At 58.1% G+C, this 17708-nt stretch carries 14 protein-coding genes; 3 read left to right on the top strand and 11 right to left on the bottom strand.

Annotated features, from left to right (window positions below):
• A partial coding sequence (locus tag NW843_RS00655; RefSeq protein ID WP_414521811.1) for a sigma-70 family RNA polymerase sigma factor occupies nucleotides 1–452 on the bottom strand: 452 nt, incomplete at its 3' end.
• A gap of 292 nt (nucleotides 453–744) precedes the next feature.
• Here NW843_RS00655 and NW843_RS00650 point away from each other — a divergent pair.
• Nucleotides 745–1677, top strand: coding sequence for an ABC transporter permease (locus NW843_RS00650; protein WP_414521810.1), 933 nt, complete (start codon nucleotides 745–747; stop codon nucleotides 1675–1677).
• Between the two features lie 81 nt (nucleotides 1678–1758).
• Nucleotides 1759–2427 (top strand): peptide-methionine (S)-S-oxide reductase MsrA, encoded by a 669-nt coding sequence (gene msrA, locus NW843_RS00645; RefSeq protein ID WP_414375041.1) that lies wholly within the window; start codon nucleotides 1759–1761, stop codon nucleotides 2425–2427.
• Nucleotides 2428–2443: 16 nt separating this feature from the next.
• On the opposite strand, the gene cysW is transcribed toward msrA, so the two are convergent.
• The 10 genes from cysW to pflB all read right to left on the bottom strand — a co-directional run bounded on the left by cysW (nucleotide 2444) and on the right by pflB (nucleotide 16375).
• The gene (gene cysW / locus NW843_RS00640; RefSeq protein ID WP_414521809.1) at nucleotides 2444–3271 is read right to left on the bottom strand and encodes a sulfate ABC transporter permease subunit CysW; all 828 of its coding nucleotides are present in this window, start codon (nucleotides 3269–3271) and stop codon (nucleotides 2444–2446) included.
• Complete coding sequence (cysT, locus tag NW843_RS00635; RefSeq protein WP_011431904.1) at nucleotides 3261–4073, bottom strand: sulfate ABC transporter permease subunit CysT; 813 nt, start codon at nucleotides 4071–4073, stop codon at nucleotides 3261–3263. Before cysT ends, cysW begins: the two co-directional genes overlap by 11 nt.
• Nucleotides 4074–4079: 6 nt before the next feature.
• Complete coding sequence (locus NW843_RS00630) at nucleotides 4080–5123, bottom strand: sulfate/molybdate ABC transporter ATP-binding protein (protein WP_011431905.1); 1044 nt, start codon at nucleotides 5121–5123, stop codon at nucleotides 4080–4082.
• Between the two features lie 174 nt (nucleotides 5124–5297).
• Nucleotides 5298–6347: a sulfate ABC transporter substrate-binding protein gene (locus tag NW843_RS00625; RefSeq protein WP_414521808.1), complete on the bottom strand. Its 1050-nt coding sequence runs from the start codon at nucleotides 6345–6347 to the stop codon at nucleotides 5298–5300.
• A gap of 141 nt (nucleotides 6348–6488) precedes the next feature.
• On the bottom strand, nucleotides 6489–9275 hold the full coding sequence (locus tag NW843_RS00620) for a GNAT family N-acetyltransferase (protein WP_414521807.1): 2787 nt from the start codon (nucleotides 9273–9275) through the stop codon (nucleotides 6489–6491).
• A 10-nt stretch (nucleotides 9276–9285) separates the two neighbouring features.
• Nucleotides 9286–11916, bottom strand: coding sequence for a bifunctional acetaldehyde-CoA/alcohol dehydrogenase (gene adhE, locus NW843_RS00615; RefSeq protein ID WP_414521806.1), 2631 nt, complete (start codon nucleotides 11914–11916; stop codon nucleotides 9286–9288).
• 92 nt (nucleotides 11917–12008) lie between these two features.
• Complete coding sequence (locus tag NW843_RS00610) at nucleotides 12009–12419, bottom strand: OsmC family protein (RefSeq protein WP_414343934.1); 411 nt, start codon at nucleotides 12417–12419, stop codon at nucleotides 12009–12011.
• Between the two features lie 182 nt (nucleotides 12420–12601).
• Nucleotides 12602–13351 (bottom strand): pyruvate formate-lyase-activating protein, encoded by a 750-nt coding sequence (gene pflA / locus NW843_RS00605; RefSeq protein ID WP_414415746.1) that lies wholly within the window; start codon nucleotides 13349–13351, stop codon nucleotides 12602–12604.
• A 225-nt stretch (nucleotides 13352–13576) separates the two neighbouring features.
• The gene (locus tag NW843_RS00600; RefSeq protein WP_414521805.1) at nucleotides 13577–13981 is read right to left on the bottom strand and encodes a pentapeptide repeat-containing protein; all 405 of its coding nucleotides are present in this window, start codon (nucleotides 13979–13981) and stop codon (nucleotides 13577–13579) included.
• Between the two features lie 87 nt (nucleotides 13982–14068).
• The gene (gene pflB / locus NW843_RS00595; protein ID WP_414521804.1) at nucleotides 14069–16375 is read right to left on the bottom strand and encodes a formate C-acetyltransferase; all 2307 of its coding nucleotides are present in this window, start codon (nucleotides 16373–16375) and stop codon (nucleotides 14069–14071) included.
• 413 nt (nucleotides 16376–16788) lie between these two features.
• On the opposite strand from pflB, the gene NW843_RS00590 reads away from it, so the two are divergent.
• On the top strand, nucleotides 16789–17708 hold a 920-nt coding region (locus NW843_RS00590; RefSeq protein WP_414521803.1), incomplete at its 3' end, for a VOC family protein.

Here is a 17708-nt window from a genome sequence, read left to right as displayed (position 1 = left end):
CCCGCCCTGTACTGCGAAGCAGTCAGGGTCGGGTAGTTTACAACCATTCTGTGTTCGGGGCTGAGCTGAGCCATGCTTTGCTGTAGAGCCTGTTGGTAGTGCAAGTGCATCAGGTCGGGGCCAGGGTGAGCGATATCCGATCCGAGGGCCAGGTTTTGGGTTTGGGAGTGTTGCCGGGCGCAGCGCCGTCGCTGATCTGAGGCCACATTCCAGCAGATGCGATACAGCCAAGTGGAAAACTGGGCCGAGCCGCGAAACCGAGGCAACCCTTTCCAGGCGCGAATAAACACTTCCTGAACCAGGTCATCCAAAAGATCGGCTCCACACAAGGGATAGAGGATATTCCGTACCGACTGCTGGTATTTGCGGTAGAGTTGGCGAAAGCTCTGGCTGTCGCCGTTGAGGCAGCGCTGGATCAGCTCCCAATCGGATGTATCCTTTGCCGCCTGCACGAGAGGACGCTCCCTTGTTCTCAACCTTGCTTTGTCTGACTCCCAATGCCCCCAAAAGGTTCAAAGGATCCCTGTCTACGATGGCCCTCCACTTCCCGCCAAGATACCGGCATCTTCTGATTGCCGTTTTCCCTCAAAGGATACCCGCCGGCAGGTGTAGACAAGCCAATCCCTCTTGCCTGTTCGCACTTTCTCAATCCCAATTCTGTTGAATTCTATTGGCTCGTCGACCTACAATTCCAATAACACCAAAAAGAGGGAATGAAAAGCTGATCTTCATGCCTGCCTGGCCATGGCCAAAACAACTCAGATAACCGATAAACCCGATCTGTTTGGATTCCTCTATCATCACCCGACGCTCATCCTTGCCATTCTGTTGGGGCCACCTCTCATTTGGTTACTGGTCTTTTACTTGGGGCCGCTGCTGGCGCTGCTGCTGCAAAGTTTTTATCATCTGGATCCCTTTACCGGCCTGATCCTGAGAAAGTTGACTTTGGCCACCTATCGGGAGCTGCTCACTCCTGCCAGCGTGGATATCTTTGTCCGCAGCTTGACTATGGCTTTGGCAGTGACCCTAGCTGCAATTGTGTTGGCTTTTCCTCTGGCTTATACCATGGTCAGACTGGCCTCTCCTCGCTGGAAGGACTTTTTGTACTTGTTGGTGCTCCTACCGCTTTGGTCTAGTTATTTGATTCGGGTTTATGCCTGGAAGTTGATCCTGGCCAAAGAAGGGATCCTTACCTATCTACTCACCCATGTGGGCCTACAGGGCTGGGTGGAAAAGATTTTGCAGTTGCCCGGGATCGGTGGGCCATCGCTGGCTGTATCCAACTTGGGTATTTTCTTGGTGTTTCTCTATGTTTGGCTGCCCTATATGATTCTGCCGATCCAGGCGGCTTTGGAGCGAGTGCCCGATAGCTTAATTGAGGCTTCTGCAGATTTGGGAGCTCAGGGTTGGCAAACGTTCCGCCATGTTACTCTTCCCCTCGCCTTGCCAGGGATCCTGGCCGGGTCGGTCTTCACCTTTTCCTTAACGCTAGGAGATTTTGTGGTGCCTTATTCTCTGGGCAATTCCAGCTATTTCATCGGGCAGGCAGTTCTCGCCTTTCAGGGCACCTCTGGCAACATTCCCTTGGCGGCAGCCTTCACGGTTGTGCCGATGGGGATCATGACCGTCTATCTGCTAGTGGCCAAGCGGCTGGGGGCTTTTAAATCGGTGAGCTGACCCGATCAAGGATTTTTCCAACACATGAGGAGCCAACTGAGCTAGGCTGGTAAGTGTTAACGAATGTATCGGGCTGTCCCTATGGTGCTCTTTGGCTTTGGCAAACTTGGCAAGAAACTGTCCCTGCCCAAACCGGAAGAAGCGTTGCCGGGCCGGGCCGAGCCGATGGTGATCGTGAATCGGCATTTTGTCAACGGCAATCCGCTGCAGCCGCCTTTTCCTGAGGGCATGGAGCTGGCCTTGTTTGGCATGGGCTGCTTCTGGGGGGCAGAGCGCAGGTTTTGGCAGGTGCCAGGGGTGTTCAGCACGGCGGTGGGCTATGCCGGCGGGTTTACCCCCAACCCCACCTACGAAGAGGTCTGCACCGGCCTGACCGGCCACAACGAAGTGGTGCGGGTGGTTTACGACCCGGCTCAGGTCAGCTATGCCCAACTGCTGAAGGTGTTTTGGGAAAATCACGACCCTACCCAGGGGATGCGCCAGGGCAATGACGTGGGCACCCAATACCGCTCCGGCATCTATGTGTATTCTCCGGCGCAGCGGGAGCTGGCGGAAAAAACCCGCGATCTCTATCAGCAGGCCCTGACCGCCCACGGCTACGGCCAGATCACCACCGAGATCTTAGACGCGCCTGAGTTCTACTACGCCGAAGACTACCACCAGCAATATCTGGCCAAGAATCCGCGCGGCTACTGCGGCCTGGGGGGCACTAAGGTTTGTCTGCCAGAGATCCTCACCGAGCCCGTCTGATCCACACCCTGACGGATCAAAAGATCCGGCGGGAATGGGATCCCCGCTCAAGGAACTCCCTAGCCACTAGGGTTACCACCGCCAGCAAGGAGAGCACCACCGCCGCCGCATAGGCTGAGCCGGTGGCATAACTGCGGTAGGCATCTTCCACGAACAGGGGCAAGGTCTGGGTGCGGCCAATGATGTTGCCGGAGACCACGGCCACAGCGCCGAACTCCCCCATGGCGCGGGCATTGGTCAAGATGACGCCGTACAGAAGGCCCCAGCGGATGTTGGGCAGGGTGATTCTCCAAAAGATCTGCCAGGGGGTTGCCCCCAGCGTTTTGGCGGCTTCTTCCTGGTCGGTGCCTGCCTCCTCCAACACCGGCAACACTTCCCGCGCCACAAAAGGAAGGGTGATGAAAGCCGTTGCCAACACAATGCCCGGAAATGTAAAGATAACCCTCCAGGATCCCAGCCAACCCTGACGCCCGAAGATGAGCACCAGCATTAGGCCAGCCACCACCGGGGAAATGGAAAAGGGCAGATCGATCAGGCTCAGCAGCAGCGCCCGCCCCGGAAAACGCCGATGAGCAATGGCCAAGGCAGCACAGAGGCCGAAAAAGGTATTGAGGGGCACAACGACCAGGGCGGTTAGCACCGTCAATCGCAGGGCACTGAGCAACTCCCGCTCTGTCAGGCGATGGAGAAAGGCTGGGATCCCTTCTCGAAACGCCTGATAGAAGATGTTCACCACCGGGATCCCGAGCAGCAGCGCGATGTAAAGCCCGACGATCCCGATCAACAGGCCCGACAGCCATGTTGAGGGCTTCGGTTTGACACCTGCTACCTCGTCAGGTTTCATGGCGACTTCCCCAGGCTTGCAGAAGGTTAATTACCACCAGCGACAGGAAAGAGATCCCCAACATCACCGTTCCGATCACCGTTGCCCCGGCATAGTCGTGTTGTTCCAGCCGCTGAATCACCAGCACCGCCGCAATCAAGTCCCGAAAGGGAATGCTGGAAGCGATGATCACCACAGAGCCGTATTCCCCCACGGCGCGGGAAAACCCCAGGGCTACCCCGGTGAGCACCGCCGGCAGGATCTGGGGCAGCACCACGCGCCGGAAGGTCTGAAAGCGGGAAGCCCCCAAACTCCAGGCTGCCTCTTCTACATCTTTCTCCAGCTCCTGCAACACCGGCTGCACCGTCCGCACCACAAAAGGAAAAGAAATAAACAGCATCGCCACCCCCACCCCCAAGCGGGTAAAGGAGATGCGGATCCCCAAGGGGGCCAAAAGGGATCCAATCCAGCCGTTGCTGCTGTAAACCGTTGCCAGGGTGAGGCCGGCCACGGCGGTGGGCAAAGCAAACGGCAGATCGATCAACCCCTCGAGAAGCTTTTTGCCGGGGAAGGCGTAGCGCACCAGCACCCAGGCAGTCAGGGTGCCCATCACGCCGTTGATCAGAGCCGCCAGCAACGCGGTTACAAAAGTAACTTCATAGGCGGAGAGGGCCACGGGATCCGTCGCGATCCGCCAAAACTCCGCCCAGCCCACGCTGCTGGACTTGGCAATCAAGGCAGCCAGCGGCAGAATCAACATCAAGAAGAGATAGCCCAGGGTCAGCCGCCACGGCCAAGACAGTTGAGACAAAGCTTGCAGCAACGTTTCTCAAGCTCCCACCGGCATTGCGGTCATCTCGGTTTTTTTGACGGGAAAGGCTTTCACCACCTTGGGGCGCACATAGACCTGCTGCCCCACCTGCAGGGGTTGGTTGGCATATTGCTCGCGGCTGAGATGGGCCCACAGGGATCCGCCATCGCTAAGAATCAGCTCCGCCTGAATCTCCCGGCCCAGGTGGATGATCTCCTTAACGCGGGCAGAAACACCACTGCTGCCGGGGTTGACCTCAATCTGCACATCGTGGGGGCGCAAAAAAAGCTGATGCGGGCCGGCCTGCACCTCGGGAAGCTGGCAAAAGAGTTGGGAGCGGGGAGAAAGCTCGTTGACCGGGCCGACAAAGCTCATCACAAAGGGTGTAGCTGGATGGTCATAGATTTCTGCCGGGGATCCCACCTGTTCGATCCGCCCCTGGTTCATCACCACGATCTGATCCGCCACCTCCATGGCTTCCTCTTGATCATGGGTTACAAATACCGTTGTCACATGCACCTCATCGTGCAGGCGCCGCAACCACTTGCGCAGCTCTTTGCGGACTTTGGCATCCAGGGCCCCAAAGGGCTCATCCAACAGCAACACCTGCGGCTCCACCGCCAAAGCGCGGGCTAGGGCCACCCGCTGCCGCTGCCCCCCAGAGAGTTGAGAGGGGTAGCGATCCCCGAACCCCGATAGCTGCACCAGCTCCAGCAGCTCATCCACCCGTGCCCGAATCTCGGCCCGTGAAGCCTTGCGGATCTCCAAGCCAAAGGCGATGTTCTGCCGCACCGTCATGTGCTTGAACAGGGCGTAGTGCTGAAAAACAAAACCAATGTTGCGCTCCTGGACGCTGGCATGGGTAGCATCCCGCCCGGTGAGGGAAATCCGCCCCGTATCCGGCTTTTCTAGGCCGGCAATGAGACGCAGCAGGGTGGATTTGCCAGAACCCGACGGCCCCAACAAGGCCACCAGGGATCCCGTGGGAATGGTGAGATCGGTGGGGTGAAGGGCCTGAAACTCGCCAAAACGCTTCGATACCCCTTCGATGGTGATACCCATAGGTTCTGCCTAGCTAGTGATTTGCCTGAGAAGTTGCTGGATGGTTGCCGGCTGAGTCTTCTGGAGAGGGTGAGGGAAGTTAAACTCGCGGCTAATCTACGGTAAACCTGTCAACAAACCGTTGATACAGCTCCCAGGATAACTTGAACGGGGATCCAAAACAAGGGAGACTCCCTACAACTGAGCTTGGATGCGGTCAAACAAGGCCCCATCGGCAAAAAAGCGGTTTTGGACAACCTCCCAGCCTCCCAGGTCGGCGACGGTAACCCGCTTCTCAACAGGAGGGTAACGCCAGGCAAACTCTTGGGCCACCGTCGGCTCCACCGGGCGAAAGCCCACCTCGGCAAAGGCCCGCTGCGCTTCTGGGGTGAATAGGTAGTCCACAAAGGCTTCGGCCACGGCACGGGTACCTTTGCGATCCACATTGGCATCCACCACGGCTACGGGGTTGTCGATGGAAATGTTGGGATCCGGCACCACATAGGACAGGGATTGGCCGCGCAAGCCCGCCAGGATCACCTCATGTTCGTAGGTAATCAGGGCATCCCCTTGCCCTTTCTGGAAAAAAACATCGGTGGCCTCTCGTGAGTCCCGCGGCAAAATGCGGACATTCTTGTAGACCTGGGTGGTGAAGGCCAGAGCCTGGGGTTCAGGGACAGCGCTCCAGAGGGCTAAAAAGTTCCAGCGGGCGCCCCCTGAGGTCTTGGGGTTGGCGGTAACCACCTGCAAGCCGGGCCGAGCCAGATCTTGCCAAGAGCGGATCCCCTGGGGGTTGCCCTCCCGCGTTACAATTACTGCCACCGAACGGGTAACGATCCCTTGGTTGGGGGTACGGGCTTCCCATCCCGGCTGGATGAGACCCGCAGCCACGAGGCGCTCCACATCCAAAGCCAGGGCCAAGGCCACCACATCGGCATCCAGCCCGTCAATAACTGCCCGCGATTGCGTTGCCGAGCCGCCGTAGCTGCTTTCCACCCGCACCCGTTGCCCCGTTTTAGCCAGCCAGTGGGCCTCAAAGGCAGGAACGATTTTCCGGTAAGCGTCTCGAGTTACCGCAAAGGAGGCCAGGAGAATCGCTACTTCCTCTCCGGATCCCCCTGAGCCCATACCGCTGACACAACCACTGAGGCCAAGAAGAAGGCCAAAAATTAGGGATCCCATCCCCAGCCACCGCCCCATGCTCACCGGCAGCCTGCGGATCCCGCCTGTCTTTGTAACCTCCATAGCCGTCCTCAAAACCTCGGGCCGCCCTCGCCCCCAGCCTCTCTCCGACAGAGGGGCTCCGCTTGCTGTAGGCGGAAGGAGCAGGCCCTTGTTCCTATTCTACGGTAAGCCGGTCGGCAAACCGTTTTTATTTAAGGATCCCTAGGCAGGACAGGGGGTGGGGATCGCCGCATCGACAGCGAGATCCAGCGTGGCCTTGAGAATGCCAGGATCCTCTGGAGAAGGGCGCAACTGAAACCCCAGCCGCTGACACAGGCGGCGCATCGCCTCGTTTTCGCCAAGAACCTCGCCGGTGAGGTGCTGGATCCCTTCGCAGCGGGCCACCTGAATGAGGCGGGTCAACAGCTCTGTGCCAATCCCTTGCCGTTGGTAGGGATCCGCCACCAGCATGGCAAACTCTGCTTCTTGGGGAAAGCCATGTTTTCTGGAGAGGCGGCTGATGCCGAGGATTAAGGACTTCGTCCCGCTGACGCGATTGGCCTCTGGCTCCTGTTTTTCTGCTACTAAGGCAATCTCGCGGTCGTAATCGTTAAAGCAAATGCGGGTAAGGCGCTCGTGGGCGATGCGGGCGCTGTATTTGATCGGGTGGAAGTAGCGCAGATAGACGCTGTAATCGGAGACGTGGCGGTGAAAATCGATCACCAAAGGCTCGTCTTCAGGGCGAATGGGGCGAATGGTGATGCCGTCCCGGAAGCTCCAGATGTACTGGGTGGGATAGGGGCGGATGGCCAAGGGCACCTGGGGATCCTGCTCGGTTCGCAAAATGACGCGGGCATCCAAAGCCAGCAGGCCCTCGCTGGAAGCCAGCAGCGGATTGATGTCGATCTCTTTAATCTCCCGCTGCTCGGCCACCAGTTGGCTAAAGCGCACCAAGAGCTGTTCCAGGGCCTCCAGATCGACAGCTGGGCGTCCGCGTACCCCCCTGAGGGCTTTGTAGATGAGGGTGTTTTCCATCAGACGCCGGGCCAAGGTGGTGTTGAGGGGGGGAAGGCCAATGGAGCGATCCTGAAACACCTCCACCAGTTGTCCGCCACTGCCAAACAGCAACACCGGCCCAAACTGGGGATCCTGGCTGCTCCCCAGGATCAGCTCATAGCCATCCGTGTCCACCATCGGCTGCACCGTGACCCCCTGGAAGTGCTCCGGCCCCGCTTTCTCGCTGACGTTGCGGAGGATTTGCCCGAAGGCCCGGCGCACCGCCTCAGCATCGGGCAGGTTGAGCTGCACGCCGCCCACATCGGTTTTGTGGGTGAGGGTGTGGGAGTAGAGCTTCACCACCACTGGGTAACCCATGGCCTCGGCAGCTTCCACTGCTGCTTCGGGGCTCTCGGCCACCCGCGTCGGCACCACGGGGATCCCGTAGGCGGCCAGGATTTCCTTAGATTCGACCTCCGTGAGAAGCGTGCGGCCTTCCCGCCTCGCCTGGGCAAGGGTTTGCTGCACCTTGTCGCGCTCTACCGCTGTTGAAGGGGGCAGAGTGGGGGTCTCGTAGAGGGCCTTGAGGTTGTAGCTAAATCGCCACAAATAGCCGAACACCCGCGCCGCTTGATCCGGGTAGCGGTAGGTGGGGATCCCGGCTTGGTTGAGGATGTGCTCGCCCGCATCCACGCCAGCTCCCCCCATCCAACTGGCCAGGATAGGCTGCCGGGATCCACTGCGCCGCCAGGTCTCCACCACTTTCTCAGCCGTGCGGGTGGGATCCGTCATGGCTTGGGGGGTGAGGATGACCAGACAGCCCTGGCTGCCGGGATCTTGCAACACCACTTCCAAAACTTGGGCAAAGCGCCCCGGATCTGCGTCCCCCAAAATATCAATGGGATTGCCGTGGCTCCAGTGGGGGGGCAAGATCTGGTTAAGCTGCTCCAGGGTTTGGGGAGAAAGCTCGGCCAGGGATCCCCCGGCGCGAATGAGGGCATCGGTGGCCAGCACCCCTGGCCCGCCGGCATTGGTGAGGATGGTCAGGTGAGGGCCCTGAGGACGGGGCTGTTTGGCCAGTACCTCCGCCATGTCGAAGAGATCTTCGATGTGGTCTACCCGCAGCACACCGCAACGGCGGAAGGCCGCATCCAAAACCGCATCGCTGCCAGTAAGGGATCCCGTGTGGGAAGCCGCTGCCTGGGCCGCCGCTTGGGTGCGTCCGGCCTTGATGGCAATAATGGGCTTGCTCAGGGCCACTTCGCGGGCCGCCGACAAAAAAGAGCGGGCATCCCCGATGGATTCCATGTACAAGACAATGCTGTGGGTATGGGGATCCTCGCCCAAGTAGTCGATTAAGTCTCCCCAGCCCACATCCAGCATCGATCCCAGAGAGATAAAGGCACTGAAGCCCACATTTTCCTGCAGGCTCCAGTCCAGGATCGAGGTGCACAGGGCCCCACTTTGGCTGATGAAGCCCACATTGCCGGGCCGGGCCATCTGGGCAGCAAAGGTGGCGTTTAAGCCCGTGTGGGGGTTTTGGATCCCCAGGCAGTTGGGGCCAATCAAGCGCAGCTTCCCAAGGACTCCGTCCCGCTGACGCGATTGGATAGTCTGCTGAATTTGCTTCTCCAGCTCCCAGCCAGCAGGGCCCGTTTCCTTGAAGCCTGCTGAAAGAACAATGGCGCCCTTGACCCCGGCTTCTACGCACTCCTGCACCACCTTGGGCACCCCCGCTGCCGGAATGGCGATAATGGCCAGATCCACCGGCTCCGGCAGAGCGGACAGCCGCTCGTAGGCCCGGATCCCCAACACCTGGTGCCGCTTGGGATTGACCGGGTAAACCGTGCCGCCAAAGGGGTGGCTAATGAGGTTCCACAACACCGTCCGCCCCACGCTGCCCTCCCGCTCCGTGGCCCCCACCACCGCCACCGAACGGGGCAGAAAAATGGGATTCAGGGGATGGGATCGGGCCCTCCAGATATCCACACTGGGATCCAGTCGTTGCCACATACCCTACTCCTTAGGCCAACACTGGTTCCGGCTGGTGGTAGAGGGCAGAATCCACCCGGCAGCCCCGATAGGCCAAAACGTACAGCTCCTTCATGTCTTGAATGAGGGGATAGCGGGGGTTGGCGCCGGTGCATTGGTCGTCAAAGGCTTGCTCCGCCATCGCCTCCAGACGGTCGTAAAACTCCCGCTCTTTCTCCCCCAGGGCCTCGCGAATGGTGGCCGGGATCTCCAGTTTCCGCTTGAGCTCTTCGATGGCCTCAATCAGGCGCATGACCTTTTCATCGTCATCCGCCCCGCCCAACTGTAGGTAATCGGCAATTTCCGCGTAGCGGTGTTTGGCGTTGGGATAGCGGTATTGGGGAAAAATGGCCTGCTTAAAGGGGGCGTCGGTGGCGTTGTAGCGGATGACGTGGGTAATCATCAGGGCATTGGCCAGGCCGTGGGGCAGATGGAAGGTGGATCCCAGCTTGTGGGCCAGGGAGTGGCACACCCCCAAAAAGGCGTTGGCAAAGGCCATGCCGGCAATGGTGGCGGCGTAGTGGACTTTTTCCCGCGCTTCGGGATCCTCGGCGCCCTTCTCGTAGGCCCGCGGCAGGTAGGTCATCAGGAGCTTGATGGCCTGCAGGGCCAGCCCATCGGTAAAGTCGCTGGCCATCACCGACACATAGGCTTCCAGAGCATGGGTGAGGGCATCGATACCCCCGTAAGCCGTTAGCTTCTTGGGCATCTTGAGGGTGAGATCCGGATCCACAATGGCCATGGTGGGGGTGAGGGCGTAGTCCGCCAGGGGGTATTTGATCCCCACCCGGTCATCGGTCACTACGGCAAAGGGCGTCACCTCGGATCCCGTGCCGGAAGTGGTGGGGATGCAGATGAGCTGAGCTTTTTGCCCCAGTGGCGGCAGCTCGTAAACCCGCTTGCGGATGTCCATAAAGCGCATCGCCAAGCCTTCAAACTCCACCTGGGGCTGCTCGTACATCAGCCACATCACCTTGGCCGCATCCATCGGGGATCCCCCACCGACCGCAATAATCACATCCGGTTGAAACTGGCGCAACTGCTCCAGACCGCGATTGACGTTGCTGAGGGTGGGATCCGGCTCTACATCGTGGTACACATCCCAGCTCACGCGAATCTCATCCAAAACCTGGGTGATGGGATGCAATATGCCCAACTCAAAGAGCGGCTTATCGGTCACCAAAAAGGCGCGTTTTTTGCCGGCCAATTCCCGCAGAGCAATGGGTAGACATCCGGGCTTGAAGTAAACCTTGGGCGGGATCCGAAACCAGAGCATGTTTTCCCGACGTTGGGTTACCGTTTTAATGTTGAGCAGGTGGCGCGGCCCCACATTCTCGGAGATCGAATTGCCTCCCCAAGTGCCACAGCCCAAAGTCAGAGAGGGATCCAGCTTGAAGTTGTAGAGATCCCCAATGGCCCCTTGTGAAGAGGGAGTGTTGATCAAGACTCGACCGGTTTGCAGGGCATTTTCAAAGTAGGCAATATCGTCCCGATTGGCGGGATCTGTATACAAAACAGAGGTGTGTCCCCGCCCGCCGAAATTGACCAGTTGGACGGCAACATCTACGGCGCTGTGGAAATCGTTGGCGCGGTAGAGGGCCAGAACAGGGGCCAATTTTTCGTAGGAGAAGGGCTCCTCAGGCCCCACCTTCTCCACTTCCCCGATCAACAGCTTGGCACCTTCGGGAACCTGGATCCCGGCCAGGGCAGCGATGGTCTGCACCGACTGGCCCACAATGGCCGGATTGAGGCGACCGTCTTTGAGAAGGATGCGGCGCACTGCTTCGGTTTGTTCCGGATCCAAAATGTAGGCCCCCCGATGGCCGAACTCGGCCTTGACCTGCTCGTAGATGGCATCCACCACCACCACTGCCTGTTCTGAGGCACAGATCATGCCGTTGTCGAAGGTCTTGCTCAACAGAATCGAGCTGACAGCCATGGGAATATCGGCACTGGCATCGATCACTGCCGGGGTATTGCCCGCTCCCACCCCCAAAGACGGGTGGCCCGAAGAGTAGGCCGCTTTAACCATGCCAGGCCCACCGGTAGCCAAGATCAGCTTCACCTCAGGATGCTGCATTAAGGCCTGAGAAAGCTCAATGGTGGGCTCGTCGATCCAGCCGATCAACCCCACAGGAGCGCCCGCTGCCTCGGCAGCTTCTCTGACCACTTTGGCCGCGGCAATGGTGCATTGTTTAGCCCGCGGGTGGGGAGAAAAGATAATGCCGTTGCGGGTTTTGAGGGTGATCAGAGCCTTGAAAATTGTCGTCGAGGTAGGGTTGGTTACCGGCACAATACCTGCCAAAAGCCCTACTGGTTCAGCAATGCGCTCGTAGCCAAAGCTCTCATCCCGCTCGATAACCCCGCAGGTTTTCTCGTGTTTGTATTTGTTGTAAATGTATTCCGAGGCAAAGTGATTTTTGATCACCTTGTCTTCCACAATACCCATGCCGGTTTCCTGTACCGCCAGCTTGGCCAGCGGGATCCGTTCGTTGTTGGCAGCCAGAGCGGCTCTGTGAAAAATCCGGTCTACCTGTTCTTGGGTGAAAGTTGCATATTCAGCTTGGGCAGCCTTCACCTGCTGGATCAAGGTTTCCAACTCGGCTAGATGGGTCACTGGCATCGGTGGATCCCTCCAAAACTCATCAAGACTTAGACGATAGAAACAATTGACAATCGGATAGTTGGAAATAGTCGAATAACCCGAATGGCAATCTAGGCGCCAACAGGAGCAGGAACTTGGATTTCGGTGGTCAGGGTGGGGGGATGGGTGAGCGTATTGTGAATGATGCAGGCATCAACTGCTTTTTCCAGCCCCTTTTGATGCCTTCCGTCCAGCGGGATCCCAGTTTTTACACGAATGTGAATGTTGTCTAGGCGAGCCGGATGCTCAACTTTCTCCGCCGTGACCACCACCTCTAGTCCACTGGGATCCAACTGCCGAGCTTCCAGATATTTGACGGCATAAAAACCAACACAGGCGCCCAGAGAAGCCAGAAACCATTCCGGCGGCGTCATTCCCTGATCTCGACCGTGATTGTCCAAAGGCTGGTCGCTGAGAATGCGGTGCCCTCGGCTTTCCGCTTGGAACTGAACACCATCGCGGTAGGTGACGCAAACTTCCATTGGGGATCCCTCCTCTTGGGGTATTCTTCAGTTCACATAGAGTCCGTAAAGTTAGCCTGGGGATCAACTTGGATTCCAGTCAGCTCAGGGCCAATCTGGAGACGGTGCAGAGATTAACTGTGAATCACTTCGGATCTAAGCGTGACCTGGCTATGCTGACCCAAGCCGCAACTGCAGAATTGTCAAATAGCCACCAGTCCTTGATCCCGAAAGATTTGTAAGGCGTGATTCACCTGTTCGGGTGTGGGTGGATCGACATCGGCAAGGGTGTAAGGCAATCCCAATTGCTGCCATTTGTATTCCCCCATCTTGTGAAAGGGCAAAACTTCCACTCGCTCCACGTTGGATAAGGTGGCCACAAACTCGGCCAGACCCTTAATGTTTTCCTCGGGATCCGTCAAGCCGGGAACCAGCACAAAACGAATCCAGGTAGGCTTGTGGATCTGGTCTAAATAGCGGGCCAGATTAAGAGTGGGTTCTAGCGAAACGCCGGTAACCTTTCGATACAGCTCCGGCAGATAAGACTTGATATCCAGCAACACCAAATCTGTATGCTCCAACACAGGCTTGGCTGCTTCCAGTTGCCCATAGCCAGAAGTATCCAAAGCCGTGTGCAAGCCCAACTCATGACAGCGACGGAAGATCTCAGCTACAAAGGTGGGTTGCATTAAAGGCTCTCCCCCGGTAGCCGTAACTCCCCCCCCTCGCAAGTAATTCTTGTAACGTTGGATCTCGGCAATTAAAGACTCAACCGTAACAAGCTGTCCCGCCTCCGGATCCCGACAGTCAGGGTTGTGGCAATACAAACAGCGAAGTGGACAACCCTGTGTAAAAATTACGAAGCGGATTCCTGGCCCATCGACGGTGCCACAGGTTTCCACCGAGTGAATGCGCCCGGCAATTGGTGTCAGGGGGTTCATAACGGTATCCATACTTTTATCCTGGATGACTTTTGCAAAATATCAATCAATCTTGAGGTTTTCTTCCAGATTGCTAACTCAGGTTAAATAGAACACAGTTTCCATTTCTCTTTGGATTAGGTTGGGACTAGATTTTTTTAGATCCCTAGGGTCTTTTAGCTAGACCGCTGCTATCCTGGCTGGAAGGGAGAAAGGGGGATAAAAAGCCGAAAGGGCAGCTTGGGGATCCCACCCAGCTCAGACCGATGGGTCGTGTGGGCTAGACACGGAGGTATCCACCGCGATGCCGTGTAGGCGATGGGCCTTGGGATCGAAATCCTTCGGGAAATGGGTATAGGCATCGAAATCTGCGTGATCCAACAAGGCTCCTTCTAAGAGCGCCCCTCGGAAATTGCTGCCAAAGAGGAGACATCCCCGCAAATCGGCTCCCGATAGGTTAGCTCCGCTGAAGTCGGCAAAACTGAGATCGCACCCCCGCAAATTAGCCCCCGCCAAGTTGGCCCCACTGAAATCGGCATAGCTGAGATCGGCACCGGCCAAATGGATCCCCTGCAGCTCAGCCCCCTGCAAATCGATCTCCCGAAAATCGCGCCGTCCTGAGGCATACTGGCTGACCAGATCCGCAGCGCTACAAACAGTCATGATCATCGGGCCTCCTCGGTTATCGATGGGGGATCCCTTCCATCGACCCCGGTATGGGCGGACTTCAGGGATCCCCAGGCTGGTCTTTTAGCAGTGTTGATGGAACGTGCGGTTAATGACATCCAGTTGCTGCTCGCGGGTGAGCTTGATGAAGTTCACCGCATAGCCGGAAACCCGGATGGTGAGCTGTGGGTAGAGCTCCGGGTGCTCCATGGCATGCAGCAGGGTCTCGCGGTTGAGAACATTGACGTTGAGGTGGAAACCGCCATCCCGCATGTAGCCATCCAGCAGCCCCACTAGATTGGCAACCCGCTCCTCCGCTGTGCGACCTAGGGCCGCCGGCACAATCGAGAAGGTGTTGGAGATCCCATCCAGAGCGTCGTTGTAGGGCAGCTTGGCCACCGAAGCCAGCGACGCCACCGCCCCCTTGGTGTCCCGGCCGTGCATGGGGTTGGCCCCTGGGGCAAAGGGCTCGCCCGCCCGCCGCCCGTCGGGGGTGTTGCCGGTTTTCTTGCCGTAGACCACGTTGGAGGTGATGGTGAGGATGGACTGGGTGGGCACCGCATTGCGGTAGGTCTTGTGCTTGCGCAGCTCCGCCATGAAGGTCTGCACCAGTTGCACCGCAATGGAGTCAACTCGGTCGTCGTTGTTGCCGTATTTGGGGAAGTCGCCATCCACTACGTAGTCCACGGCCAAGCCCTGTTCATCCCGGATAACCCGTACCCGCGCGTATTTGATGGCGGATAGGGAGTCGGCAGTTACCGACAGGCCGGCCAGCCCAAAGGCCATCGTGCGCAGCACGTCCCGGTCGTGCAGGGCCATCTCCAGGCGCTCGTAGCAGTACTTGTCGTGCATGTAGTGGATGATGTTCATGGTGTTGACGTAGGTTTTGGCCAGCCAGGCCATCATCTGCGCCATGCGCGGCCACACCTCGTCGTAGTCCAGGACATCGGCGGTGATGGGGGCGAAAGCAGGAGCCACCTGCTCGCCGGAGATCTCATCCCGACCGCCGTTGATGGCATAGAGCAGGCACTTGGCCAAGTTCACCCGCGCTCCAAAAAACTGCATCTGCTTGCCGATGCGCATGGCCGACACACAGCAGGCGATGCCGTAGTCATCCCCCCAGTAGGGGCGCATCAAGTCGTCGTTTTCGTACTGGATGGAGCTGGTTTCAATGGAGACCTTGGCGCAGTAGCGCTTGAAGGCTTCCGGCAGCCGCTCCGACCAGAGCACGGTCAAGTTGGGCTCGGGCGCTGGGCCAAGGTTGTAGAGGGTATGCAGCATGCGGAAGCTGGTTTTGGTAACCAAAGGCCGCCCATCCAGGCCCATGCCGCCGATGCACTCGGTAACCCAGGTGGGATCCCCGCTGAATAGCTCGTTGTACTCGGGCGTGCGCAAAAACCTGACCATGCGCAGCTTCATAACAAAGTGGTCAATGAGCTCCTGGGCCTCTTCCTCGGTGAGGATCCCGGCCTGCAGATCCCGCTCGATGTAGATGTCCAGGAAGGTGGACACCCGCCCCAAGGACATGGCCGCCCCGTTTTGCTCCTTGACGGCTGCCAGGTAGGCCAGGTACAGCCATTGGATGGCTTCGCGGGCGTTGGCTGCCGGACGGCCCAGGTCAAACCCGTAGCGGGATCCCATCTCTTTCAGCTCTTGTAGGGCCTTAATCTGCTCGGAGAGCTCCTCCCGCAGGCGGATGGTCTCTTCGTCCATCGTGTCCAGGTCTAGGCTGGCTTTTTGGGCCTGCTTGTCTTCGATGAGCCGATCCACCCCGTAGAGGGCCACCCGCCGGTAGTCCCCAATGATGCGACCCCGACCGTAGGCATCGGGCAGGCCGGTGATGATCCCGGAGCGGCGGCAGCGGCGCATCTCTTCGGTGTAAGCATCAAAAACGCCGTCGTTGTGGGTTTTGCGGTACTGGGTAAAAATTTCCTTGGTGCGGGGATCCAGCTCGTAGCCATAGGCTTTGAGGGAAGACTCCACCACGCGGATGCCGCCAAAGGGCATGATGGCCCGCTTCAGGGGTTTGTCCGTCTGCAGCCCCACAATTTGTTCCAGCTCTGGGTCGATATAGCCAGGGGCGTGGCTGGTGATGGTAGAGGGAACGGCAGTATCGGCATCTAGGATCCCTCGCTCTCGCTCCAGAGCCATCAAATCCTTGACCTTGGCCCACAGCCGCTGGGTGCGCTCGGTGGCTGCAGCTAAGAAGGTTTCATCACCGGTGTAGGGGGTGTAATTGCGCTGAATAAAGTCTCTGACATCGATGCAGCGCTGCCAGGCTCCCGTTGCAAAATCGCTCAAAACTTTTTGACCGGCTGCGTTGGATCCTGTCCTTGGTTCCGCCTTCAATTCTGTAGGTGATGCTACAGAACGCTGCACACTGGCAACCATAACAATCCTCCCGGCTATTACGCCTGATAATCTATCGACAGGGCGAGGCAGCACCCCGGCCTTTGCCCCACGCAGGCTCTAAAAGAGAGCTAAAGAACCAATAGATCTCTGCAAGGCTTATAGGGATCCTACGAAGGGCTTTTAGCAACTCTTCTGTTTCTTTTTTAGGCGTTCTAAATACACCTCGCCTGATTTAATTTTAGTCCCTTGCGCTCTGAGGATATTTTCGGTTGCGTGATTTTTTAATCTTATTTTCATCCTATTTTTTAATGATGTTTTAATATCTTCTTAACGTTGTTTTACGCTTTTCCATCGGCAAATGGCGGGCCTATGCTGAGGTAGGACGGCCCAGGTCGTCTGTTGCCGTGAGAACGTCAGGATACTCGGCCTTTGCCTTAGCAGTGCCTTGCTCTATGAACCAGTCCAATCGAATCGTCCAAGGGATCCATCACCTGCACTTCTATCTTTGGGATCTTTGGGATCTGCCCCGTTGGCAGGAACACTTTTGTCAGGTTTGGGGCTTCCGAATGGAAGGACAGCTCGGCAGTACCCTCTGTCTGCGTCAGGGATCCCTGCGCTTGCGCCTATCTCAGCCGGCTCACGCCGGGGATGAGGTGGATCGCTATTTGCAGCAACATTCGCCTGGGGTGGTGGATGTGGCCTTGGCGGTGGAGGAGCAAGAGCTGTTGGGCTTGGCAGAGCTTTTGCAGAGGCGAGGAGCCCAAGTGGAGTGGATCCCGGCAGAAGACGAAGGCTGCCCTGCTCTGTGCCTGCGCACTCCTTATGGACTCAGGCATTCTTTGATCCCCAGCTCAGGGATCCCCGATTCAGCCCCTGCTGAGGAGAACCTGTTTTCCCACTGGGATCACCTGGTATTGAACGTGGAGCAGGGATCCCTGCAGGCAGCGGCGGATTGGTATGAGCAGGTGCTGGGTTGGCGGTCTCTGTATCGCTATAGCATCCGCACCAACACCTCTGGCCTAGAAAGTGTGGTGGTGGGAGATCCTGAAGCCGGGATCCAGTTGGCCATCAACGAGCCCACCTGTGCCGCTTCCCAGATCCAGGAGTTTTTGGATGCCCATCATGGCCCTGGCCTGCAACATGCGGCGTTGCACAGCTCAGATGTCTTCGCCAGTGTGCGCCGGCTGCGACAGGGAGGCGTAAACTTTCTGCAGGTGCCACCGGAGTACTACACAAACCTGGCAAGGGAGCTGGCTTCTGGAGCAATACTCCGTTCTGGTGGGTTGCCCCCCGCCATCTCCTGGCACGACTTGGTGGAGCAGCAGCTCCTTTTGGATGCCACCTTGCCTGCTTCTGATTCCCCACACCCCCC

It is taken from the genome of Synechococcus sp. R5-12 (genome assembly GCF_047502655.1).
Lineage (GTDB): Bacteria > Cyanobacteriota > Cyanobacteriia > Thermostichales > Thermostichaceae > Thermostichus.
The sequence above is the reverse complement of the archived record's forward strand: the minus strand, read 5'-3'. Positions and strand labels throughout refer to the sequence as shown.